This is a genomic window from Candidatus Sulfurimonas marisnigri (genome assembly GCF_015265475.1).
In the GTDB taxonomy this organism is placed as follows: domain Bacteria; phylum Campylobacterota; class Campylobacteria; order Campylobacterales; family Sulfurimonadaceae; genus Sulfurimonas; species Sulfurimonas marisnigri.
Genome location: NZ_CP054493.1, coordinates 17,731 through 40,716, shown reverse-complemented (window position 1 = coordinate 40,716; position 22,986 = coordinate 17,731). Strand labels below are relative to the sequence as shown.

At 35.8% G+C, this 22,986-nt stretch carries 23 protein-coding genes; 6 read left to right on the top strand and 17 right to left on the bottom strand.

The window, feature by feature from the left end:
* Position 1: 1 nt before the first annotated feature.
* The 7 genes from HUE87_RS00205 to fliK form a co-directional block, all read right to left on the bottom strand.
* Positions 2-310, bottom strand: a complete 309-nt coding sequence (locus tag HUE87_RS00205; protein ID WP_194366752.1) for a YqaA family protein — start codon at positions 308-310, stop codon at positions 2-4.
* Positions 311-393: 83 nt separating this feature from the next.
* Complete coding sequence (locus HUE87_RS00200) at positions 394-1,317, bottom strand: D-2-hydroxyacid dehydrogenase (protein ID WP_194366751.1); 924 nt, start codon at positions 1,315-1,317, stop codon at positions 394-396.
* A 1-nt stretch (position 1,318) separates the two neighbouring features.
* Positions 1,319-2,482: a formate-dependent phosphoribosylglycinamide formyltransferase gene (purT, locus tag HUE87_RS00195; RefSeq protein ID WP_194366750.1), complete on the bottom strand. Its 1,164-nt coding sequence runs from the start codon at positions 2,480-2,482 to the stop codon at positions 1,319-1,321.
* Between the two features lie 106 nt (positions 2,483-2,588).
* On the bottom strand, positions 2,589-4,724 hold the full coding sequence (flgE, locus tag HUE87_RS00190; RefSeq protein ID WP_194366749.1) for a flagellar hook protein FlgE: 2,136 nt from the start codon (positions 4,722-4,724) through the stop codon (positions 2,589-2,591).
* 175 nt (positions 4,725-4,899) lie between these two features.
* Positions 4,900-6,156 carry a flagellar hook protein FlgE gene (locus HUE87_RS00185; RefSeq protein WP_194366748.1) on the bottom strand — a complete coding sequence of 419 codons (1,257 nt, stop codon included), beginning with the start codon at positions 6,154-6,156 and terminating at the stop codon, positions 4,900-4,902.
* A gap of 37 nt (positions 6,157-6,193) precedes the next feature.
* Entirely contained in the window at positions 6,194-6,859 is a 666-nt protein-coding gene (locus tag HUE87_RS00180; protein ID WP_194366747.1) for a FlgD immunoglobulin-like domain containing protein, read from the bottom strand.
* A gap of 78 nt (positions 6,860-6,937) precedes the next feature.
* Positions 6,938-8,656 carry a flagellar hook-length control protein FliK gene (fliK, locus tag HUE87_RS00175; RefSeq protein WP_194366746.1) on the bottom strand — a complete coding sequence of 573 codons (1,719 nt, stop codon included), beginning with the start codon at positions 8,654-8,656 and terminating at the stop codon, positions 6,938-6,940.
* A gap of 154 nt (positions 8,657-8,810) precedes the next feature.
* Between fliK and HUE87_RS00170 the strand changes: the two genes are divergently transcribed.
* The gene (locus tag HUE87_RS00170; RefSeq protein WP_194366745.1) at positions 8,811-9,065 is read left to right on the top strand and encodes a hypothetical protein; all 255 of its coding nucleotides are present in this window, start codon (positions 8,811-8,813) and stop codon (positions 9,063-9,065) included.
* On the opposite strand, the gene HUE87_RS00165 is transcribed toward HUE87_RS00170, so the two are convergent.
* The 3 genes from HUE87_RS00165 to HUE87_RS00155 all read right to left on the bottom strand — a co-directional run bounded on the left by HUE87_RS00165 (position 9,049) and on the right by HUE87_RS00155 (position 11,820).
* Positions 9,049-9,468, bottom strand: a complete 420-nt coding sequence (locus HUE87_RS00165) for a hypothetical protein (RefSeq protein WP_194366744.1) — start codon at positions 9,466-9,468, stop codon at positions 9,049-9,051. The genes HUE87_RS00170 and HUE87_RS00165 overlap by 17 nt on opposite strands.
* 61 nt (positions 9,469-9,529) lie before the next feature.
* Positions 9,530-10,507: an argininosuccinate synthase domain-containing protein gene (locus tag HUE87_RS00160; protein ID WP_194366743.1), complete on the bottom strand. Its 978-nt coding sequence runs from the start codon at positions 10,505-10,507 to the stop codon at positions 9,530-9,532.
* A 44-nt stretch (positions 10,508-10,551) separates the two neighbouring features.
* Positions 10,552-11,820 carry a DEAD/DEAH box helicase gene (locus tag HUE87_RS00155; RefSeq protein WP_194366742.1) on the bottom strand — a complete coding sequence of 423 codons (1,269 nt, stop codon included), beginning with the start codon at positions 11,818-11,820 and terminating at the stop codon, positions 10,552-10,554.
* Positions 11,821-11,918: 98 nt separating this feature from the next.
* On the opposite strand from HUE87_RS00155, the gene HUE87_RS00150 reads away from it, so the two are divergent.
* Entirely contained in the window at positions 11,919-12,713 is a 795-nt protein-coding gene (locus HUE87_RS00150; RefSeq protein ID WP_194366741.1) for a hypothetical protein, read from the top strand.
* Positions 12,714-12,722: 9 nt separating this feature from the next.
* On the opposite strand, the gene dnaG is transcribed toward HUE87_RS00150, so the two are convergent.
* Positions 12,723-14,375 carry a DNA primase gene (dnaG, locus tag HUE87_RS00145; RefSeq protein ID WP_194366740.1) on the bottom strand — a complete coding sequence of 551 codons (1,653 nt, stop codon included), beginning with the start codon at positions 14,373-14,375 and terminating at the stop codon, positions 12,723-12,725.
* Between the two features lie 102 nt (positions 14,376-14,477).
* Here dnaG and HUE87_RS00140 point away from each other — a divergent pair, with 102 nt between their 5' ends.
* The 4 genes from HUE87_RS00140 to rpsU all read left to right on the top strand — a co-directional run bounded on the left by HUE87_RS00140 (position 14,478) and on the right by rpsU (position 17,835).
* Positions 14,478-15,197 (top strand): phosphatidylserine decarboxylase, encoded by a 720-nt coding sequence (locus HUE87_RS00140; RefSeq protein ID WP_194366739.1) that lies wholly within the window; start codon positions 14,478-14,480, stop codon positions 15,195-15,197.
* 11 nt (positions 15,198-15,208) lie between these two features.
* Positions 15,209-16,183 (top strand): dimethylarginine dimethylaminohydrolase family protein, encoded by a 975-nt coding sequence (locus tag HUE87_RS00135; protein WP_194366738.1) that lies wholly within the window; start codon positions 15,209-15,211, stop codon positions 16,181-16,183.
* A gap of 19 nt (positions 16,184-16,202) precedes the next feature.
* A complete protein-coding gene (locus tag HUE87_RS00130; protein WP_194366737.1) occupies positions 16,203-17,546 on the top strand; it encodes an MATE family efflux transporter in 1,344 nt (447 codons plus the stop codon).
* Between the two features lie 76 nt (positions 17,547-17,622).
* Complete coding sequence (gene rpsU / locus HUE87_RS00125; RefSeq protein WP_011371658.1) at positions 17,623-17,835, top strand: 30S ribosomal protein S21; 213 nt, start codon at positions 17,623-17,625, stop codon at positions 17,833-17,835.
* A gap of 76 nt (positions 17,836-17,911) precedes the next feature.
* On the opposite strand, the gene HUE87_RS00120 is transcribed toward rpsU, so the two are convergent.
* From HUE87_RS00120 to HUE87_RS00095, 6 genes are read right to left on the bottom strand one after another with little or no spacing between them, the layout of a single operon-like run.
* Complete coding sequence (locus tag HUE87_RS00120) at positions 17,912-19,012, bottom strand: deoxyguanosinetriphosphate triphosphohydrolase family protein (RefSeq protein WP_194366736.1); 1,101 nt, start codon at positions 19,010-19,012, stop codon at positions 17,912-17,914.
* Between the two features lie 16 nt (positions 19,013-19,028).
* A complete protein-coding gene (locus tag HUE87_RS00115; protein ID WP_194366735.1) occupies positions 19,029-20,192 on the bottom strand; it encodes a GGDEF domain-containing protein in 1,164 nt (387 codons plus the stop codon).
* 30 nt (positions 20,193-20,222) lie between these two features.
* On the bottom strand, positions 20,223-20,777 hold the full coding sequence (locus HUE87_RS00110) for a PhnA domain-containing protein (protein ID WP_194366734.1): 555 nt from the start codon (positions 20,775-20,777) through the stop codon (positions 20,223-20,225).
* Complete coding sequence (locus HUE87_RS00105) at positions 20,778-21,014, bottom strand: hypothetical protein (protein WP_194366733.1); 237 nt, start codon at positions 21,012-21,014, stop codon at positions 20,778-20,780. It abuts the gene before it with no gap.
* A gap of 5 nt (positions 21,015-21,019) precedes the next feature.
* Positions 21,020-21,853 carry an FAD-dependent thymidylate synthase gene (locus HUE87_RS00100; RefSeq protein WP_194366732.1) on the bottom strand — a complete coding sequence of 278 codons (834 nt, stop codon included), beginning with the start codon at positions 21,851-21,853 and terminating at the stop codon, positions 21,020-21,022.
* A gap of 55 nt (positions 21,854-21,908) precedes the next feature.
* Positions 21,909-22,985: a phospholipase A gene (locus HUE87_RS00095; RefSeq protein WP_194366731.1), complete on the bottom strand. Its 1,077-nt coding sequence runs from the start codon at positions 22,983-22,985 to the stop codon at positions 21,909-21,911.
* Position 22,986 lies beyond the last annotated feature (1 nt).

Genomic DNA, 22,986 nt, shown 5'->3' with positions numbered 1-22,986 from the left:
ATTATACCATAAGAGTTAAAAAGTAATATCTCAGAACTCTTAAAGAACCTGATATTAAAACAAACCAAACAAACTTAAGTCTAACCAAACCAGCAACCAATGTTAGTGGATCACCTATAATTGGAAGCCATGATAACAGTAGTGCATAGTAACCATACTTATGCCCATAAAGCAAAGCTTTAGCTCCGATTTTGGAACTATATAGTTTTGTATGCGTTTTTTCGTAAAGAAAATATCCTAAAAAATAGTTTACAATTATGGCGAGTATATTTCCTGTAGAAGCAAAAATAAGAGCAGTTAAAAGTGGCATATCATTAGCCAAAGCTGCGACAAATGCAACTTCAGAACTAAATGGGAGAATGGTTGCTGCAAAAAAAGCAGCAAAGAAAAGTCCTAGTTCAGCGATGAGATATTCTCAATTACACTAGATATAAGTGTCTCTCTAGCCTCAACTGATGCCCAAGCAATATGTGGAGTTATATAGATATTTAATTTGTTTTTCACACCCAAAAGTGGATGGTTTTCTCTCATTGGTTCTGCAGTTAAAACATCTAAACCAAAATAGATATTTTTTTCATCTACTATCCTTGAAACTGCATCTTCATTGATGATACCACCACGCCCAAGGTTTAAAATAGTAGCTCCATCTTTACATGTTAACAACTGTTCATAGTCTAAAAGGTTGTTTGTTTTCTCATTTAGAGGTGCATGAATTGAGATAATATCGCAACTTTTCAGAAGCTCAGATAGCTCTACATGTAGAAAATCTTTAGTAGAGTTTTTACCGCTTGTTGAGTGATAACTTACCTCTGCTCCAAATGCAGTAGCGATGTTTGCAACTCCGCGACCAATAGAGCCTAGCCCAATAATCCCCCACTTTTTACCTTTAATCTCAAAAAATGGACGTGAAACATCCGTAAAGATTTTGCTTCTTGAGTATGAACCGTCTTTTACATATTCATCATAATATCTTGAGTGTCCCATAAGGTAAAAAAGCATTGAAAATGTATGCTGAATAACAGAGTCTGTTGAGTAACCAGCCACATTTTTTACTTCAATATTTCTACCCTTTGCTGATTCTAAGTCAACATTGTTCATACCTGTCGCGGCAACGCATATAAGCTTTAAAGTTGGAGTGTTTGACATGTGAGTATCAGTTATGACAACTTTGTTAGTGACTATAACATGTGCGTTGGTTATTCTATTTTGAACCTCATCTACAGAAGTAGTTTGAAAAACTTCAACATCTCCAAGTTTAAAAAAACCACTTAAATCTGTCTCTCCAAAAGTCAAAGCGTCTAGTAAAACTATTTTCATCTTAGTAGTCTTTTATTTTTGTAATTAGTTCTCTTGATTGCTCCAGCGCTGATTCAACCTCATCAAATACAAGAGCAACTGCCAGACGTCTACCTTTGTGAGTCTCTGGTTTGGAGAAAACTCTAACAAAGCTGTTATCACTAAATAGGCTCTCATCCACTTTGATTATAGGGGCATTATTGTGAACTTCTGATTTAAAGGCTGCAGATGCACCCGGACCGTAAAATGTAAACCCTAAAGGAAGACCAAGAACAGCTCTTAAATGAAGCGCGAATTCGCTTTGACTTTGAGTAATCAAAGTTACCATTCCAGTGTCATGAGGACGAGGAGAAACTTCAGAAAAATAAACCTCATCACCTTTTATAAAAAGCTCAACACCAAAAAGACCACGACCACCAAGACCATCTGTGATAGTTTTAGCCATCTCTTGTGCCTTTTTCTTTGCTACTTCACTCATCTGCATTGGCTGCCATGAGAATACATAGTCACCATCTCTTTGCTCATGACCTATCGGCTCACAAAAAACAGTCTCTTTACCGTTTCTAGCAGTTAGCATTGTTATCTCATAATCAAAATCCACAAAGGCTTCGACGATTAACTCACTAGCATCTCCACGAGCCTCTTTTGCAATTTCCCAAGACTTTTGAATATCATCTGCTGTTTTTGCGATACTTTGACCATGACCAGATGAACTCATAACAGGTTTAATAACACATGGAAAGCCCATGCGTTCAGCTGCTGATTTAAGTCCATCTTCTGTTGTAACAAACTCGTATGGACCTGTTTTAAGTCCCAGAACCTCAGCTGCAAAAGAGCGAATATTTTTTCTATTCATTGTTTTACTAACTGCATTAGCGTTTGGTATAACGTTATACCCTTTATCTTCTGCCGCAAAAAGAGCATCTATAGAGATAGCTTCTATCTCTGGCAAAATATAGTCAGGTTTTTCACGGTAAATAATCTCTAAAAGAGCATCTTTATCTTGCATATTTACAACGTATGAGCGGTGAGCCACATGATGAGCTGGAGCATTTTGGTATCTGTCAACTGCGATAACTTCAAGACCTAGTCTTTGAGCCTCGATAGCTACTTCTTTACCAAGTTCACCTGAACCAAGCAACATAACTTTTTTAGAATTTGATTTTAATGGAGCAGAAAATTGCATAGAAATCCTTCTTTAATATTGAAAGGATTATATCGAAATGTGAATAAAATGAGGTTTACAAAAGGAGAAGTTATTTTGAGCCACCACGCTAATGCGTGGTACTTACTTATCGTTTAAGCCCGATAAGTGTTTCTAGTAGTGTATCTGAAGTGGTAATTGTTTTACCATTTGCCTGATAACCTCTTTGAATAATAATAAGCTGAGTCAATGAACGAGATAAATCAACATTAGAAGCTTCAAGTGCTGAACTTTGAATAAACCCACGTCCTGAAGTTGCTGCTGAACCAATAATAGGATCTCCAGAGTTGGCAGTTTGTATATAAACACTTCCACCTTCAGTTGAAAGACCTTCGTTATTTGTAAACTTAGCCATACCAACCTGAGCCAATCCAAAAGAACGACCATTTGAGAACGATCCAACTATAGTACCACTTTGATCAATTCTAATACCAACTAAATCTCCACCGGTAAACCCATCTTGAGATATACCTGATGTAGAACTTCTACTATCAAAACTTGTCATACCATCAAAAAGATTTGAAGTACCAAAACTAAAACTTACTTGCTGATCTGGTGATGAACCATTATTTGCAGTAAATGAAACATTTGGTGGATTAAATGTTGCCAGTGAACCATCACTATTAAAACGGATAGAACCTGTTTTTTCTTCAAATGGTGAAGTATTATCAATTGTCGCAGGCAGAGGAACACTGATTTTCATACTCCAAGTACTACCAGTTGATGCGTTAACTGACGTTTTTCTAAACTCCATTCTAACTGTATGCTTAGAACCAAGTGAATCAAAGATATCTATAGAGCTTGAGTGGGTAGCCGCATTAAAACTTTGAGAAAAGGCTTTACCTGTGCTTCCAGATGGTAAAACAGCATTAAGAGCTTCAAGGTTTCTTGTAAAACGAGTATTTTCTGTTATTCCAACAGCACTAAAACCAGTAATCGCAAGATTTACATCATACTCATCTGCTCCACCACCTGGATTTGATATCTCTATTTTTCCCTGACTATTAATAATAACAGTAAGTCCACTTAAAGCTGCATCTCCATCATGATCATTTCCCTGAATTTCCAATTGATTACGAAGGTCAGATATGCTCCTAAATGTTTTATCGTTACCATTACCACCAGCACCACCATTGGCACCTGTTGGATTATACTGGTATCTATATGCTGTAGTCGTAGTTGCCACTCCTAATCCACTATTTACATTACCAATAGCTGTTAAACGGATGTTATGTGATGCAGAACTACTCGAATTAGTATTAACTAAGTCTATTGCCCCTGAAACTGTGTTGTATGTTGCAGATATTCCCGTTGTAGGCGTTTGTGCATTTATCGCAGAAACGTATCTTGCTCCATTTTCAGCAGCTGTGTTTCCTGGCAATCCGCCAGTTGTAATTACCTGCTGTGTAGTAACACCATCATCTAGCGTAAATGTTATATCCAATTCACCAGCTCCAGCAAGAACTGCACCTGCACCTGACTGTGCTGAAGTTAAGAATGATGCCCATATACCCTGACCTGATTGAAGAGCGAACCCTTCTCCAGTGTCATTAAAAAGTACACCTAAATCCCCAGAAGCTATAGGATTTCCTGCTGAGTCTAGAGCAGGCTCTGTAGGAGCAGCTGGTGGAAGTCCACTAGGAACTGTATAAGCTGGGGAAAAACTCTCCACTAATATTCCAGCATTAAGATTTGCTTTTAGTACAACATCCGATGTAGGACTAGCTGGTGTTGTAAGCCCTGGTGGAATTTGTATACTCTCAATTGGTGCAGTTGAATCAACTTTGCCGGTCACAGCGTCTCTTACCCAACCCTGAACAATAAAACCATTATTATCAACAAAGTTTCCTTCTGCGTCAAACTTAAAGTCTCCCGCACGAGTATATTTATAATTACTGCCGTTATCAGGAGAGACAATAAAAAACCCATCTCCTTGTATAGCAACATCTGTATTTTTGTCAGAGTTTTGAATTGAGCCCTGAGAAAAGATTGTTGTCATAGAGCTTACTGTTGATCCAAGACCAACTTGAACAGCATTTTTACCACCAAGATCACCTTGTGGAGCGGTTGCTATTGATCTTGTTTGAGCTAAAAGGTCAGAGAAGTTAGCACGAGAGTATTTAAAACCAGTCGTGTTAACATTCGCAATATTATTTGATTCAACATCCATCGCAATTTGATGCGATTGCAGTCCGGATACACCGGCATATAGTGATTTCAACATCTTAAATCCTTTTTATAATATTTATTCTCTAAAGGAATTAGTTCCTTTTTAAAGCTAAATATTTTTCTGTATTAGATATGTAGCATTTAGTGTTCCAGATTACTAAAAAAGAGTGTTGAGAGTAAGAGTTATTGGTTTGTTAGTAGTTTATAAAATGGGTGGGGAGGATGCCTTATTAAGCACCCATATCAAGCGCTTTTTTAAGCATCTCGTCAGCTGTTGTTATAGACTTTGAATTTGCATCATATGACCTTTGCATAATTATAAGGTCAGTTAATCCAGCTTCTAACCTTACGTTTGAGCCTTCTAGTTTAAAATTTGTTATATCAGTACCTGCAATATTGTTGCCAGCAGCATCTTGAAAAAATATTGGTGCCCCACTATTTGAACTCTCACTGAATCTAGCTCCATTAACTCCCTCTAGTCCTCTATCATTGGCAAAATGAAAAACAGCTATTGTTGCAATATTACTTTGCTGACCGTTAGAAAAAGTAGCTATTACCTCTGCATTTTTATTTATATCATAACCTAGAAGGTCTCCAGCTACTATTCCATCTGAAGAGCTTGAGAACAGAGAAGCGTTAGCTGTAACAATAACCCCATCATAATTTGTGCCTAAATCTATATTAACAGATGTCCCTTCATTGTCTATTGATGAGAGGGTGTTTGATACCAAGGCACCTCTTTCATCAAAACTTACAGTACCATTCTGTGTTGAATAGATAGTTTGGCCATCTAAACTTCCAGTTGTGGCAACGACATCCCACTGACTACCAGGCAGTACTTGCGGAATAGCTTTTGTAAACTCTAATCTTAGATCATTTCTTACCCCTTGTGAGTTAATAACCCCAGCACTTATGGTAGCTACCGTGTCATCTAAGCTTAAATTTCCATCAAATGTTGCGTTAGTTGTTGCTTGCGCCGGAAAAGATAAATCTTTCGGCAAGCGAAGCTTTTCTTGAGAAGATACATCGCTTAGTGGAATTTGTGCTAACTGTTGTGTTAATACCTCACCATTAATATTATTGCCAAGAGTTCCTAAGACGTAGTAACCATCATGTGTTACCAAGTCTCGGTTTGCATCAAAAGTAAAACTTCCATCACGAGTATAAAGTGGTTTGTCTTCACCTTGAACACCAAACCATCCATCGCCTAAGATAGCTAAATCAGTGCTATTGCCAGTCAACTGAAATACTCCTAGTGCCTCGTCCATTACAGTAGCATTTACATTTGTCCCTACGCCGACACTGCTGTTTACACTTGATGCAGATGCAGAAGTATTAATCATATCTTCAAACATAGATGAAAATTCTGTAGAGTACCCACGAAATCCAATAGTACTAGTATTCGCCAAATTATTTGAAACAACATCTATAGCCTGCTGTTGTGATCTCAGTCCGCTAAGTCCTGTATAAAAAGCTTGAGTCATCATGACATGCTCCTTAATTTTTTAAGACACAAGTGTCTTTTTAATATACTTCTTTTATATTCTCTAATGGAACATAATTTGAACCAACTTTTACAAGTGTTTGTCCACCGTCAAATCTAACTGATTCTATCGGGTAAGCTCCAAGTCTTGTCTCTAAATTATTTCCATCAGGGTCTGTGTAGCTTGCATTAACATAATAAATTCCGCTATCTGCTTCATTTCCATTGTTATCTTTTCCGTCCCAATCAAACTGATATACACCAGACTTATTCGTTCCAACATCTAAGGTTTTAATTAAACTACCAGAGCTATCAACCACTTGAATAGACCCCTGCTGAATATCTGATGGAAAGTAGACTTCGAATGAGCTGGAAGAACCTTCATCATATGTAATAGCATTGCTTCCCAAATCTGCTGTTTTACCTATTGCTGCTATGGTTGAAAACTGCTGCGTACCACCAAGAGTTGCAGCTAATTCTTCTAAAGCTTTATTAGTGTTTTCTGATGATTCTAAACCTGCCAGTTGCGAAGTCTGAGTTAAAATTTTCTCACTGTCCATAGGTTCAGTTGGATCTTGATGTTGAAGTTCAACTAAAAGAAGAGTCATAAAATCATCTTTTCCTAAAGCAGTTTTGTCTTTAACCTCTGTAGAGACCTTTGGTTCAGCATATAGTGCTGCATTTTGCCCTAATGAATTGATAGCCATAATATATCCTTTATTGTTAGTTCATAAAAAGAACAAGTCCCTTTTATAAAAGGCAGATTCTTAGAATAACTTAACTACTTAGCCATAGTGAGGAACGATAATCTCTAAAGAGCTTAAAACCTCTTCATTTACCGACTCATCACTATCAAAATAGTTATACTCTTCATGAGCTTGTTGCTCATTTTGTCTTTGCTGATGCTGTCCACCGGCATTTGAGTCACTATTTTGTGAGTTGTTACTAAAGTTTAATGTAGCATTATTTATTCCACTATTGCTCAACTGTACTCTTAACTCATTAGCATTCATCGCCAATGTGTTTACGGCAGTGTTATTTGAGCTTATATTTACATGTAGGTTTTTGCCTCTTTGCACTATTGTCAAATCAACCTCACCCAATCTTTGTGGATTTAGCTGAACCTTTACTCTTGTAAATGGAGATTTATAATCTTCGATAGCAGTTTTCATATCCGTTGAAAGATATTTAATCATCTGCTTTGCTTCGTTAAGTTTAACTTCAAAACTATCAGCCTTGTGTGCCGTTAATCCATCTGTCTTTACAGTTGTTTGTTCAGATGGTGAAGATTCACCATGTAAAAGTTTCTCTAGCGATTTTGTTGCATCTGAAGCTGCGCTAGGGGCTATGACTTTTGCAGTTGCAACTGAAAAGTCTGCTGTCAATACTGAATTATTCATAGCTGGTTTCTCTCCACGTAAAAGAAGCTTAAGTGTCTCGTCTGCTCTCTCTTTTGGTGTTTTTTGCTCTACGCTTAATGAACTGTTCGCTTTAACCTGAGCAATCTGCTCAGTAGTCGTATGCTCAACAACCATTTGTGCTTTAAAAAGTGGAGTTGTTTTTACCTCTTTTGAAATTTGTGAAAGCTTTTCATCAGTTAATTGTTCTTTGTATTGCTGCTCTTTTGGAAGTTCATTCGCAGCGGTATCTACAGTTTTTGCAGTTTTTTTAACATGTGGAGTGATTACTTTTATATCTTTATCTTCTGATATATCTTTTACATGTAAGGGTTGAACTTTTGCCTCTTTTTCTTGCGATATCTCTTTTACATGTAATGGTTGAACTTTTACCTCTTTTTCTTGTGATATCTCTTTTACATGTAAGGGTTGAACTTTTGCCTCTTTCTCTTGCGATATACCTTTTACATGTAAGGGTTGAACTTTTACCTCTTTTTCTTGCAGTAGTTCTTTAATATGTGACGGCTTAGATTTTACTTCTTTGTTTTGTTCTGTATCTTTAATGTGGGAAGTATCAACTTTTATTTCTGGAGTTTTAACTTTAGAGTCAGTTTTTACTTTAACATCTTCGAGTGTTATTTTACTAATATCTATACCAAATTTTTTAGCAACTTCAGTTAACCCTTTGAGGGTATGTGGAAGCTCTTTTATCAGAGACTTCTTATAGTCATCACTGCCCTCTATTATTGTTTTAAGATAATCTTTTGCCCCTAAAACTAAAGTTTTAATATCTTTTTCACTCAAAGAAGATACTAGTTTTGGATTTAGCTCCATTAACTCTTCTAGCTTCTCATCTAAACCCTCTTCATTTTTCAAGAGAGATATAAGCGTATCTACTTTTGATACATCTTTTGAGCCATTTGTCTCTTTTACCTGTTCACCTAAGGATAGTATCAAAGCGCCATTTTGAATAAGCTTACCATCTTTTTTCTCGCTCTGACCTTTTAAAAGTTCTGAGAATGATTGTTTTGGCTCATCCTTTGGAGTTGACAAACTTAGAGGTGAAGATGCAGTTTTAGCTTCATTTTTCATATCTAGTGAAATCATTTTTTGCTCCTATTATTACTCGGTCACTAAAGCTTCGCCTGCTGGCTAGAAATTTTTTAATTCCTAAACTTTAGTATAGTTTTTAATAATAAAGCATAAATAGTTCCAATATCAAAAAAGTAAAAAATATTGAAAAACTACCGATATAGCTCACATGATTAAGATATTGATTTTACTAGCGCCTTTATTGCTGTTTGGCTTAAGTCCATTTGAGTCGCCAAAGCCAAACAGTTTTGATACGTCCGTATATAATACAAAAAGAAGTATGGGTGGTGCGGGGACATCTAAAAACACACAAATCAGGTGTAGATATGTGTGTGACAAAAGAATATATAAAGAGCAGAAAATATCAGATGCTGTTTTGTTTTATAAAAAAAATAGAGACTACACTTTTATCGGTATTGAATAAACTTATCCAAACATCTTAAATCATTTTGATAAGTTGTGCTTACTGTATCTCTTAACTCCTCAAGAAGTTGTCGCGGTTTTTCTCCATCTTTTGGATAACTAACCATGTATGAGTCTAACTCTCTGGCAAAAAAGTCCCTAAACATATTTTTAACAATTTCTGCTCCATATTTATCTGTATAGGGAAGAACAAAAAAATAGTCTGACTCGCTGTTTACAATAGAATCAGAAGTTCTAAGAACACTCTCTAGAGAACTTTTTATTACTTCTTGTGAGACAGTAGAGAAGTCACAATATAAAAGAGTAAAACTCTCAGAACGACTCTCATCAAGTCTCTCAGATATACCTATGTTTAACTCTAAAAGTTGTTTAAAATTGTCAAATCCGAAATGAACACCGGCCATATCACACCTCTTGTTTTAAGTTGCACAAAGTATATCGAAAAAAATACTTAAGTGTAAAGTTTTACATTATTGTAAAAGGTTTTATTTCGTCCCTAGAAGCGAACGGTGAGCCATACGCTTCTATATCATCATATGAGACCGTATAGCTGTTGTTCTCTTTTGTTTTGCAGTAAGTTAAAATTATTTTTGTTGCTAACTCTTTGTCAGCCTCACTTGCGTTTTTACTAACCATAGCATGTGGACCAGGAATTCCGATTGTTTTCACATGGTAGTACTTAGCATTGTCTATATCCTGCAGGTAAGCATTCTCATCTTTGTTTCTTCCAACTACTAGTTTGGCGCCATCACTTAGACGAAAATGGCGACCATATTTCATAAGTGGAATATCACGTACTTCAAACTTGTCATACTTAATAAAGTCAAACATTTTTTTAGCAAAATTCTCATCAGTTAAAAGACACCCTCCGCCTGGGCTCTCAAAGTTGTCAAGTCCTATCTCTCTTACCATCTCCATTTGTCTATCACGACTTCTGCCAGTTATTCCCTCTAGTTTTTCTCTATCTACCCAGCCATTTGTCTCAGCAATAGTAGGGGCTAACATTTTTGCAGACATAGGACGAAGAAGTAATCCGTCACAATTACTCTCATTTAGAACTATCTGAAGTGCATCTTTATTTTGGCTCATAGGACGCTGACCCATAACCTCACCACTTATAAGAAATGAAGCACCCTCCACCTCCATAATCCGTTTTGCAACTGTAAACATCTTCGCATGACAATCAATGCAAGGGTTAAAGTTTTTACCGTAACCATGTTTTGGATCAAATAGGACATCTTGGAGATACTCACTCTGAATATCTATAATTTTCAACTCTGCACCAACCTGCTCACACATATTTTGCATATGCTCAAGTCTGTCTTTTGTGCTTCCAAAACCTGTATTAATATTTACAGCCAAAACCTCTATGCCTTGGTCTATAATAAGCTTTATAGCTAAAGTTGAGTCTAACCCACCACTAAACAGTGCGATTGCTTTCATCTTTTTCCTTACTAAATTGATAATTTAAATTATAGAATTATATACTATTTATTGCCTCTAGCGCCAGAAGAGTTTCTTGGAGAACGCTGACTTGGCTTATTTTGAGGTCTAGTTCTAGAGTTTGAGCCTCTAGCACCTCTACCGCCACCTTGCTTTATAGGCTCTGCTTTAATTGATGGATCAGGCTTAAAACCTTTTAGCCATACTTTTGGGATATCTTTTTTAATCAACTTTTCTATATTTTCTAGATATTCATGCTCATCAACACACACTAGTGAGATTGCTTCACCTTCATTTCCAGCACGTCCTGTTCTTCCAATACGGTGTACATAATCTTCGCTGACATTTGGAAGTTCATAGTTCACTACATGTGGAAGCTGGTCAATATCTATCCCGCGAGCGGCAATATCTGTTGCAACCAAAACTCGAACCTCACCTTTTTTAAAATCTGCCAGTGCTTTTGTTCTTGCATTTTGGCTCTTGTTTCCATGGATAGCTACAGCCGTGATGCCATCTTTTTCAAGTTGTCCTGTAAGACGGTTTGCTCCGTGTTTTGTTCTAGTAAATACAAGAACCTGCTTCCATTTTCCCTCGTTAATCAAGTGTGTCAACAACTCTCTCTTGCGAACTTGGTCAACATGATAAACTGCTTGTTTTACAGTCTCTGAAGCAGTATTGCGACGAGCAACCTCTATAAGAGCCGGAGAGTTTAACAAACGGTCTGACAGTTTTTTAATCTCATCTGAGTAAGTAGCAGAAAACAGAAGTGTCTGCTTTTGCTTAGGGAGCACTTCCAATATTTTTCTAATATCGTTTATGAAGCCCATATCTAACATTCTGTCAGCTTCATCAAGTATAAGGAACTCAATATGTCTTAAATCTACAGTTCTTTGCGACATGTGATCTAGCAGTCGTCCTGGTGTTGCGATGATTATATCTACACCTTTACGAAGTTTTGTAATTTGAGGATTGATTTTAACCCCGCCAAAAATTACAGTTGATTTAAATGGAAGATGTTTTCCATAAAGCTCAACGCTCTCGCCAACTTGCGCTGCTAACTCTCTAGTTGGTGTTAGTATAAGTGCTCTAACAGTGTGTTTTGCTTTTGTAGGTTTTGCTCTGATTAGTAACTCTAATAACGGCAGTGTAAAACCTGCTGTTTTACCAGTTCCGGTTTGAGCACCCGCTAATATATCTTTTCTCTCTAATATAACAGGAATAGCCTGCTTTTGAATAGGAGTAGGCTCTGTGTAGCCTTGCTCTTTAATAGCTTTTAATAATGGAGCTGATAAACCAAGTGTAGTAAATGACATAAAATTCCTAGTCTTAATATTGATCCATAATAGCATAATTTATGGTAATATGAGATATAATCATGGCAATACTCATAAAAACCTCACTAGGACTCACTATGTCAGCTAACACAATCACTGTAAAACACAACAAACACCGCGTTCATCCGTGTCCTGATGATAAAAAAATAGAACTACTTAATTTGCTTATAAATCAAAATAGTAATATGGAAATTCTAGTTGTTAGAGCAAATTCTCTTGATGTTATAAAAGAAGCTGTTACAGCAGACAACGTAACTATTTTAAATGATACTGAGTTAAAAAATTCAACAAAGACTTATGAACTTTTAATTAGTTATGATCTTCCAGCAACTCCCACTCTATATATTAATAGGCTATTTTGTGCAACAGAAATGGCACTAATTTTACTTGATGCTAAAGAGCAAAAAAAGCTATACCCGATTGAAACTGTTTTAAAAAGAGTAATTAAACAAGAAATGATTGAAGGTTTTGAATATCTAGAAGACCAAAAGATGGTAGTAGCATACAAGACACCTGATAAACCAAAAAGAGAGTATGCGTTTAAAACAGAAACTGAAGAAAAACCAACATACGATAAGTCAAAAAGAGATGGTTTTAAATCAGACAAAAAGCCATTTGACAAACCAAAATGGGATAAACCAAAAAGAGAAGATGGCTCAAATGATAAGGCTAAAAAATGGGAAAAGAAAGATAGAGAACCAAATAAATTTTTAGGTAAAGATGAAAATGGAAAAGCAATATTTTCAGGAAAAAGTGGCGACAGAAACCACCGTCATGATGGTACTCAAAGAGACAAGTATGATGCACCTAAAAAAGTTGGAAGAAAAATAAATATAAAAGCTCTCAAACCTAAAGAAACGCCAGAAGATTAGAGAGTATATTTAGCTTTTAAAAGCTACAAGTTCACCTTTTTTTAGTGTTGCAATCTTTCCGCGAAATTTACGAATATAAAAAGCTTTCTCTTCAAAAGAGACAGCGCTCTGCATATTTACTTTTTTTAACTCTCTCTCATAATGTTTTGTTAAAAAAGCTATCAGTTCAGCCTTTAATGCCTCTTCATCTTTGAGTGATTTTATTTTGTCATCTACCAATATTGCCATAAGATTTGGCTCATCAAACTTTCCGCTAAGAGCCAATGCTAATTCAAAAGAGTGAAACTGTAAAAGTGAGGGGTCCAAAACATCTAAAATTTGGTTTATTAACTCTGGCTTTTCCAAAACAGTTTTTATAAGACTGAGTTCCCACATATCTCTATGGCTATTTGTTTGTATAACATTTGTATTTTTGTTAGTGTTTGTTTGATTTGTTAGCCTAACAAAAGATGGACTTACTCCTAGGCGAGATGCCAAATAAGATTTATACTCCTCTTGAAGCATTGGAGAGAGAGTTTTAAGATACCCTATTCCATCTTGCATACAAGCCTCTTTCGCTTTTGGATCACGTAGATTATAGCCTGAGATTATTTCTTGTAAAACAAACTCTATAAATGGTTTTGGTGTTCTAAACATTGTTGCTAACTCTTCAACAGCTCCATTTTTCACCATATCTGCAGGATCAAGACCATCTGAAAAAATAACAACACCTCCGCTGAAACCGCCAGCACTTAGAATTCTTGATGCTTTAAGTGCTGCTGCTCGTCCTGGTTTATCCCCATCATAAGCCATTATAACCTTTGGCTCGCCCTTTCTCAATAGTGGCAAATGCTCGGCAGTTAGAGCTGTTCCTAGAGTAGCAACTGCATTTGTAAACCCTGCTTGGTGCAGCATAACAACATCAAGATACCCTTCTGTTATCACTATCTCTTTTGTTTTGTGAACCTCTTGTTTTGCATGATGGTAAGCATATAAAAGGCGAGACTTATTAAAAAATGGAGTCTCTGGAGAGTTTACATATTTAGCCTGATGTCCAGTTATAGTTCTTCCACCAAAACCGACTATAGAGCCATTAGCAGAGTGGATAGGAAAAGTGATTCTCTCTATAAATCTTGCAAAATTTCTTCCACCATCAAAGCCGACAACTCCCATCTCTACAGCTTCGCTCATAAGAAAATGATGAGATTTTATGTAGTTTATCGTTCCATCACTATCTGGCGCATAACCGATACCAAATTTTTCGACACTGCTCTCATAAATTCCACGCTCTTTTATATATTCAGTTGCTGTCGGTTTAGATGTCAACAAACTTTGATACCACTCACTTAACTTGTCCATCAGCTGTGAGCGAGGCTTATTTTGCTTGTTGTCTGTATAGCCAAGTGAAAAGTTATAATTTGATGCTAGTTTTTCCAAGGCTTCAGGGTAGTTTAGTTTTTCATACTCCATAGTAAACTTAATACTGTCACCGCCTGCCCCACAGCCGAAACAGTGATATATCTGCTTTGTCGGGCTTACAACAAAAGAGGCAGATTTTTCATCATGAAAAGGGCATGGTGCTTTATAGTTTGCACCTGACTTTTTCAGCTCTACATAAGAGCCTACAACATCAACAACATCAAGGCGTGCCTTTAAGGCTTCTATAGAGTCTTGGGTAATCATAGTTATAATTATACACTTAAGTGCTTTAAAATAGAATGGAAGCTATTAATAAAAAATGTGTTAATATATTTTTTACAAACATTTTAGAACAGGGAGTTATATATGGCTAAAACACTTCGTGAATGGATTGATACTGATGTAGCTAAAGTATATGATAAGCCAATGAGATGGCTGAGTGAAGAGTATTTTTTTCGTGATCCAAGTAGAGCTATTTACTCCGACAGTTCCTATTTTTTTGCACCGGCTGATGGTATTATCTTATACTCTAGTGTAGTAAAAGCTGATGAGTCTATTATTGATATAAAAGGGAAGCCTTATTCACTTCAAGACGCAATGCGCAAAAAAGAGTATAAAAAAGAGAGTCTTGTTGTAGGGATTTTTATGACTTTTTATGATGTCCATATAAATCGGATTCCATACAGTGGACGCCTTTGCTATAAAGAGCTTGAAACTATCAGCAGTTATAACCTTCCTATGCTTGATATTGAGAAAAATATTATTGATACACTTAAGATAGATAGTACAAATTCGGAGTATCTTTTTAGCAACCAACGTGTTTTAAATATGGTGTTTAGTGCGGATCTAAAACATGAGTACTATATCCTGCAAATAGCAGATTACGATGTGGATTGCATTACCCCTTTTAGATTAAAGCAGAATCAAAGTTTTGCGCAAAATCAGAGATTTTCCCAAATTCGCTACGGTTCGCAAGTTGACTTGATTATCCCTATTTCTGAAAATTTTGAATATACAATCCTTCTTGAACCTGGCGTACATGTAGAAGCCGGTATTGATCCAATAGTAAAAATAATAAATAAGTAAAGGGAGTAAATATGTTAGCATATGATACAAGAAAGAGTATTCTTTCAGGGGAGTCTGTAGCACTGCCAAATTTAAACCCCACAACTCTGGATCGTCCGGCTTACCTTTTAAATGTTCCATTTTCACTGCAGGCTCAAACTCCAAATAATATATGGATGCAGGAACTAAAGCCAGATGAACGAAATGTAGATATAAGCAAAGCTCTCAAGCAGTTCTTACAACTTTACAATTTTATGGCTGCTGAATCTGTAGTTTACCTTCTGCCAACACCAAGACTTCAAGGACTGCAAGATCTTGTTTATACAGCAAACTTAGGAATAGTAATAGATCACATTCCAGACCATAACAGCGTTATACTCTCCAACTTCAGCTCCAAGGTCCGTATCCCAGAAAGCAATGTCGGAGAAAGGTTTTTTCAAGATATGGGGTACAACGTAGTGACATCACCATTTCATTTTGAAGGAGAAGCGGAGCTTAAGCACCTTTTTGACAATGTATATGTAGGCGGATATGGAATAAGATCAGATGAACGTGCCTACAGGTGGATGGAGGAGCAGTTTGATATGAAAATAGTCACTCTTAAAGAGAGTGACCCATACCTTTACCACCTAGATTGCACACTCTTTCCACTAACCAAAGAAAACACATTTATGTGTACATCGATGTATTCAAAAGAGGAGATTAAACAGATAGAGTCGGTTACCAATATTATAGATATATCCCAGGATGATGCTTTTTCTGGTATATGTAATTCTGTTAGAATGGGAAATATAATAATGAACGCTTCAAACATACATGAAATGAAAAGGAGCGATGAGTATTACAATAGTGAGCTGCAAAAAAATCGAACCCTCGAAGATATAGCGGTTCGATTTGGCTTTGAAGTTGCATTTTTCAATATGAGTGAATTTTTAAAAAGTGGAGCCTTGCTTTCTTGTATGGTAATGCATTTAAATCGAAAATCTTACGATATAAAACTTACCTGAAAATATTATGGATACCCCAATGAGCGGATTAACAAAATTTTTACCTACATATAAAAATATCTGGCTATTGTCCTTTCCTCTAATAGTTGCCGGTATTAGTGAAACTATAATAGGCATTACAGATACAATATTTTTATCTTATTATGGGACGACTGAACTAGCAGCTCTGGGATTGGCAGATACTATTTATGTCATCTCTTTATTCTTGATTTTCGGATTTATAGATGGCATACAGATTACTATTGGCAGAAGAGCCGGTGAAGAGCAGCACAAAAATATTGGTAAGGTATTAAATCAGGGTTTGTATCTGCTTGCAGTTATCAGCTCGCTAATGATTCTTCTTGTGCTACATGTAATTCCGCTAATAACTATAGAGTTGTTTCAGTCAAATGAAATTTATGAGTCTGTTGAACTCTATCTGTCCATAGCAATTTATGGACTTTTTTTTCATGCTTTTAATTTGGCGATGAGTGCTTTTTATGTTGGAATATCGCGTACCAGAGTATTTATAAAAGCCACTATAATACTTGCGGTTACAAATATTTCTCTTGACTATCTCCTAATCTTTGGAAATTACGGTTTTAGCGAAATGGGAATTGAGGGTGCTGCCGTAGCATCCTTGGTTGCAGAGATAGCCGTATCTCTTTTTCTCATAACAGACATCATTAGGCATCGCTATATTAAAACTTATGGACTGTTTATATTTGAAAAAGTAAATTTCACCATTATCAAAACTTTGACGATGCTATCTGCTCCAGTATCTATGGAAGCACTAATAGAGTCACTCAGGTGGTTTACATTTTTTCTAATCATTGAGCAACTAGGCGAAGATGCTTTGGCAGCTACTACCATTATATTTAGCTGTTATGCCATATTGCTGATTCCAATAGATGCATTTTCTGAGACCATCTGCTCAATGGTAAGCAATCTTCTTGGGCAAAAAGATGAAAAGAAGGTGACACAGCTGGTTCTTAAAACAGTTGCTTTAGGCTACTTAACAGTTCTTCCAGCCTTAATAGTTACAATTTTTTTCCCAGAGTATATACTAGCTATCTTTTCAGAGAGTGAAAATATCACACAAACTATCATAACAACCCTTATGATAGTTTCATTTGCCACTATGCTCGCTGTACCTGCCAATATAATTGCCTCTGCAGTTACTGGAACAGGGGATACTATGATAAATTTATTCATAGAGATTATAGTTTCTCTCATTATTCTTAGCTATACGTATTATGTAGCTATAATCGCTAATCTATCTTTAAATTATATATGGTTTGCAGAAGTCATAGGATGGGGAGTTTGCCTACTGTTATCTTGGCTTTGGCTAAAAAGTAACTTGTGGAAGCGCCTTAATATCTGATAAGATAAATTTAAAACCTAAAATATTATGATATAATTCCATTCCAAAAATTTTTAAGGAAAGTGGGTGATGTGATATGCCTGGTATAGTACTACGTAGTGATGACAATTTTGATGCATCTTATCGTCGTTTCAAAAAGCAGACTGACCGTAACTTAATCGTTACTGAAGCTCGTGCTCGTCGTTTCCATGAAACGAAAACTGAAAAACGTAAGAAGTTCTTAATAGCATCTCGTAAGAAAATGCTTAAGCGTCTTTATATGATGAGACGTTACGAATCACGCCTATAGACATAAGCCTTCGGGCTGTGTTTACTTTTAAAACAACTTCAACAGCCATCAAGGCACATAAAACCCAAAAGCTTATCTAATTATATTTTCCATACATCTCATTATAAAAACTTAGCGCATGTCTATCGCTCATTGAAGCAATGTAGTCTGCAATAACTCTATGTTTTTTTCTACTCTTTAGCTGTTCTCGATAAAATGTTGGAAGCATTTTTTCCTCTTCCACAAGTCCACTATAAAGCCCTTTAATAGCTTGTTTGCCAGCATACATTTTTATAACTATCTTTTTATGTTGATACAGTTTGTTGAAAAGTATCTTTTTAAGCTTTTTTATTTTAGTCTCCAACTCTGATGTGAAACCTATAGGAATCTCTATTTTTGTATCCAAAACAGCACTAAACACCTTACTATTGTCAACTCTATCTTTAGAATTTTCTAAAAGAGAGAAGACTAAGTGATTAATCAGATGTGAGCTAAAACGATAACGGAACATCTCGTCTTCATCTTCAGATATCCCTTCTTCTTCTACTTTTTCTAAAATTTCTCTTATTAGCTCACTCTCTTTTAAATCATTAAAGCATATTAGCCCTGAGTTTATTCCATCATCAATATCGTGGCTGATATACGCTATCTCATCAGCGCGGTCAACAACCATTGCTTCTATCGATGGGTGAGTTTCTAAGTTAAACTGATCATCAATAATAGAAGGTAGGAAGCTTTTTTTATATGGGTATGAGTGCTTTAAAATTCCTTCGAGTGTTGCAAATGTGAGGTTTAGTCCATTAAACTCTTTATACCTCTTCTCAATAGATGATACAACTCTGAAACTTTGAAAGTTGTGCTCAAAACCATTTTCAAAGCCATCATCTATTAAGCACTTATCAAGGGTATCTCCACCTATGTGACCAAAAGGGGTATGCCCTAAATCGTGAGCTAGTGCAATTGCTTCTGCCAATGATTCATTAAGTCCAAGATGGGAGGCAATTGAGCGTGCAATTTGAGAAACTTCAATAGAGTGAGTTAGACGTGTACGAAAAAAATCCCCATCTTGATTTAAAAAAACTTGTGTCTTATACTCAAGTTTTCTAAAACTTCCACAGTGAATAATCCTGTCCCTATCTCTGGCATAAGGGTTTCTAAAATCTTTGTTTATTTTGTAAAATCTACTAAATGCTTCCATATCAATACCGCCTATTTTATGCTTTTATTACCTTGTTTCTTCCAGCTTTTTTGGCCTTATAAAGAGCATTGTCAGCTCTCTTCATAACCGCAAATGGATTGCTATCTTTTGAAGCTTTTTGCACAACTCCAGCTGATATGTTTATGTATATCTCTTTAAAGCTCTCTTTATTTCTAACTCTAAACGGGCTCTTGGCAATTATATCTCTCAATATATCTGTATGCGTGTACGATTCACCTGAATCTTTTGATGGAAACAGCACTACAAACTCTTCTCCGCCATATCTGTAAGCTTTTCCACCGCCAGTCACATTTCCCAGCTTTGAAGCAACCATCTTCAAAACCTCATCGCCAGTATCATGTCCGTATGTATCGTTAAACTTTTTAAAATGGTCTATATCTATCATAGCAAGTGAATATCTTATCCCAAGTTTTGCCATATCTTCTACCAAGGCTCTTCTACCAGGTAAAGATGTAAGTTCGTCATAAAAAGCTAAACGGTAAGATTCTCTAATAAGCAGAGCAAAGATAATCACACTTATAGCCAATAGGGAAAGCTCATGTACATATGGTGTTTTTATAAAGTATAGGCCGCCGTAAAATGTAATTGTCAAAATTAAAAATGAGCTGTTATACATCAACAGCCTATTAAATATTACCAATGCACTCATGATAAACACTACAAAAATGCCAATAGCTACAGATAAATCTTTCAGTGGATAAAAAGAAATTGCAAATATTTTCATCTTCAACATTTCCAATAACTCTACATGTGGATAATAAATAAAGTATAAAACAATTGCTATCTCAACAATAAAAAAAGCAATCTTGAAAATGCCCCAGATTGAGAATAGTCCTCTCTCTCTTAGTAATAAAAATACAAGAATATGCAAAGGATAAAGAAGCGAAGCATACAAAAACAAATCTGTTGCTTTTGCAGCACTAAAATACTCAAATCCAACATGTATAAAAATAAGAGGTGCGATTACAAATATAAATCTGTTACGGTTAAAATGCCATGAGACCCATATTATAAGTGCGCTCATCGCGTAAAATAAATATGGAACTAGATTAAATATTGCATTTGGTATTTTGGTTTCATTAAAAACAATCAACGCAAAGACCAAAGATATAAGTATTGGAATTGAAATGTTTAGTGCTATAGATTTTAGAGGGTTCATTTATACCTTGGTGAATGTCAATAAATCAGATTATGATTTTTTAAGAAACTTTGTGAGAATAAAAATCTTTGTACCATTTACACGACCTTCAATATGTTCTGCGTCATCATGTACCAATGAAATATTTCTAACTGCAGTACCACGTTTTGCAGTAAAACCGGCACCTTTAACCTCTAAGTCTTTTATAATTACGACTGTGTCTCCAGCTTGAAGAATAACACCATTAGAGTCTTTGTGAACAACTGCTGGCGAACTGCTAATACCTGATTCAGCCCAAGCTCTTTCACTATCTTCAAGGTACATCATATCTACTAAATCTTGACGAGTAAGTTTGCTTAAAAGTCTAAAAGTTAAAACTTTTACCGCTGGTACTTCACTCCACATACTATCATTTAAGCAGTTAAAATGGTTCTCATCCATACTATCTGGGTTCTCTATTTGAGTGTTACATGTAGAACATATATAAACAGATGTTTCACTGCTTCCATCAGACGGTGCGACTTCTAAAGCGACAAGCCCTTCGCTGCTTCCGCACAGCTCACATATGCCACCACTTCTACTTTGTAACTCTTTTTCTACGCCCATCTACTTTTCCTCTTTATGAAACTCTAGCTCATCTTTTAAATTAGTAGAAGATTTTACTTTTTTCTTATCAAATGCTTTTTGAGCATCTGCTTCACTATAATTTCTGCACTCTTGTGGTATAACAGCGTTAGGCTCTTTTGCAATCTGATCACACATTGCAGCATTGAACTTAAAGTATGAACATCCGCCAAATAAAACAGTGATTAAAAAACCAGATATAAAAATATATTTTTTCATCTAAACTACTTCCTTTTAATAATTAAATCTAAATATTTTGATGGTGTTTTTCGCATCATCTCTTGTGCCAGCCATCTTATTTGAAAAAATGCTGCGCCGCTGTCTCTAAGTGTAAGGTAGTTTTTTAGGCTTCTAAGGTTAAATGTGACAACCATATCAACTTTTACATTATCACCAATAATATGTTTAAAAGCATCCCCCACATTACGCTTCTTTTTCCCTGCCTCTAAAGCAGAAAAAAGTGCCTCTGAATTGCCTTTAAACTCTTGCAAAAATGGCAATGAGCTTTTTGCTACTGCTATATCATCAAAATTTTCTACTTTTGCTGATTGGTACTTTAGCTTATCGTAAATAGAACCTATTTCGATTTTATTGTACTCTTCATCTTTAGTTACAAACATATCAAAGCTTAAAACTTTATCTATAAAAAAATCTTTACCATTAGAAGTTTGAGAAGCAGTGAATGCGTTTATAATAGAACTCATCGTATAACGAGTACTTCTTACACTTATAGCTTGAATGCGGTGGCGAGCATGCTCTTGAAGAACACCCCTTGAAGTTCCACGTATCAAAAAACTAAGATTAGCGTGTTCTAAGATTGAGTGGTGAAAATAAGTCCAAGCCAAATCATCTAAAAGACTTGAATCCTCTATATCATTTATTTCTCTACATGTAGAATCATCAGGCATATGATTTTCAATATACTTTATAGCTTCATTTTCGCTGTTTTCAAATGAGTCATAACAAGTTCTAGCTGCCGCTTCTGCCACACCAATACCTGTCTCTTGCATTAAGACCACTTCAGGTTTTGAATATTTTATGCCATACATCTCTTCCATAGATTATCCTCTTTTAATTAGTGCCATTTTACAATAAAAAGCTTATTAATAGCCACTATCTAGATATACTAAACCCTATTGCAAACTTTTTTATACGATTGTTATAATCAATAAGACTCTCACCGTATCCATTGAATAGTTTTACATACAAAAAAAGATCATCTCTTCCAAAAGCGGGATAACTGTAGTTTATCTCTGCCGCACCCTTGTTGTTATAGCTGTATTTTAACTTCATATCTATAAGATGCTTTTTGTATGGCACCATAAACTTTATATGACCGTGCCCCATATAGTCTATCAAATCAGGGTTGTAATCATAAGAGTCAGGCAATCTTGTCCAAAGTTTCAGCTCTGCAAACAAAGTCTTATACTGAAGCAAGAAACTGCTGCTGAGAAAGTTCCATGAGCGCTCTTCGTCTCCGCCTCTTCCGTTTGATTCATGTGCAATTGCAAGACGTATAGACTTGATAAGCCTTCCATCGCTTAACTCAGAGGTTGGAAACATAACAAAAGCCTCCGGGTTATAGTTTGTTTCTCTAAAAAAAGCCGAGTCTGAATAAAACTGCCAAAATGATTTTTGGGTATAAGCAATTGAATATATCTCGTTTAGACCAAGGATATTTGCTGCGATATCAAACTTAACGCTAATTTGAAACTCTGTCTCAATCTCTTTTGCTTCATGTCCATTCGTATTTGCATAGTCGCCTTCATATCGGTAACTTATCGGTAAAAAATAGTTGGCATTATGAGCTTTGAAGTTATAAAGAGATTGGGAGTATTGTCTCATTGTATCTTCTGTTTCATTTTGATCTAGTCTGTCTAAGGAGGTGTATAATTTTTTTTGCTCTTTTTCTATCTCTCTGCTGTAGTTGTATTTAGTTTGTTTGTAGTAACCCTCTGATGAAATTTTATACCATTTTGAAGCCTCTTCTTTGTCCGCTTCACACCCTTCACCATGTTCGTACATGTAGGCCAGAATATATGCGGCATCTGAATCATCTTTAGCCAGCTTTTTAAACATTTCAAATGATTTTTTGTACTCACCCTCTTTATATACTGCATGGGCATCCTCAAAGCTTGTTGAAGCGTCAAGGCAGAGAGATAAAAGAATTGCGGCAAAAAGTAGTTTCATT

Coding starts and splice junctions, on each gene's coding strand:
- HUE87_RS00205 (WP_194366752.1), bottom strand. CDS start 310: ATGCCACTTTTAACTGCTCTTATTTTTGCTTCTACAGGAAATATACTC.
- HUE87_RS00200 (WP_194366751.1), bottom strand. CDS start 1,317: ATGAAAATAGTTTTACTAGACGCTTTGACTTTTGGAGAGACAGATTTA.
- purT (WP_194366750.1), bottom strand. CDS start 2,482: ATGCAATTTTCTGCTCCATTAAAATCAAATTCTAAAAAAGTTATGTTG.
- flgE (WP_194366749.1), bottom strand. CDS start 4,724: ATGTTGAAATCACTATATGCCGGTGTATCCGGACTGCAATCGCATCAA.
- HUE87_RS00185 (WP_194366748.1), bottom strand. CDS start 6,156: ATGATGACTCAAGCTTTTTATACAGGACTTAGCGGACTGAGATCACAA.
- HUE87_RS00180 (WP_194366747.1), bottom strand. CDS start 6,859: ATGGCTATCAATTCATTAGGGCAAAATGCAGCACTATATGCTGAACCA.
- fliK (WP_194366746.1), bottom strand. CDS start 8,656: ATGATTTCACTAGATATGAAAAATGAAGCTAAAACTGCATCTTCACCT.
- HUE87_RS00170 (WP_194366745.1), top strand. CDS start 8,811: ATGATTAAGATATTGATTTTACTAGCGCCTTTATTGCTGTTTGGCTTA.
- HUE87_RS00165 (WP_194366744.1), bottom strand. CDS start 9,468: ATGGCCGGTGTTCATTTCGGATTTGACAATTTTAAACAACTTTTAGAG.
- HUE87_RS00160 (WP_194366743.1), bottom strand. CDS start 10,507: ATGAAAGCAATCGCACTGTTTAGTGGTGGGTTAGACTCAACTTTAGCT.
- HUE87_RS00155 (WP_194366742.1), bottom strand. CDS start 11,820: ATGTCATTTACTACACTTGGTTTATCAGCTCCATTATTAAAAGCTATT.
- HUE87_RS00150 (WP_194366741.1), top strand. CDS start 11,919: ATGTCAGCTAACACAATCACTGTAAAACACAACAAACACCGCGTTCAT.
- dnaG (WP_194366740.1), bottom strand. CDS start 14,375: ATGATTACCCAAGACTCTATAGAAGCCTTAAAGGCACGCCTTGATGTT.
- HUE87_RS00140 (WP_194366739.1), top strand. CDS start 14,478: ATGGCTAAAACACTTCGTGAATGGATTGATACTGATGTAGCTAAAGTA.
- HUE87_RS00135 (WP_194366738.1), top strand. CDS start 15,209: ATGTTAGCATATGATACAAGAAAGAGTATTCTTTCAGGGGAGTCTGTA.
- HUE87_RS00130 (WP_194366737.1), top strand. CDS start 16,203: ATGAGCGGATTAACAAAATTTTTACCTACATATAAAAATATCTGGCTA.
- rpsU (WP_011371658.1), top strand. CDS start 17,623: ATGCCTGGTATAGTACTACGTAGTGATGACAATTTTGATGCATCTTAT.
- HUE87_RS00120 (WP_194366736.1), bottom strand. CDS start 19,012: ATGGAAGCATTTAGTAGATTTTACAAAATAAACAAAGATTTTAGAAAC.
- HUE87_RS00115 (WP_194366735.1), bottom strand. CDS start 20,192: ATGAACCCTCTAAAATCTATAGCACTAAACATTTCAATTCCAATACTT.
- HUE87_RS00110 (WP_194366734.1), bottom strand. CDS start 20,777: ATGGGCGTAGAAAAAGAGTTACAAAGTAGAAGTGGTGGCATATGTGAG.
- HUE87_RS00105 (WP_194366733.1), bottom strand. CDS start 21,014: ATGAAAAAATATATTTTTATATCTGGTTTTTTAATCACTGTTTTATTT.
- HUE87_RS00100 (WP_194366732.1), bottom strand. CDS start 21,853: ATGGAAGAGATGTATGGCATAAAATATTCAAAACCTGAAGTGGTCTTA.
- HUE87_RS00095 (WP_194366731.1), bottom strand. CDS start 22,985: ATGAAACTACTTTTTGCCGCAATTCTTTTATCTCTCTGCCTTGACGCT.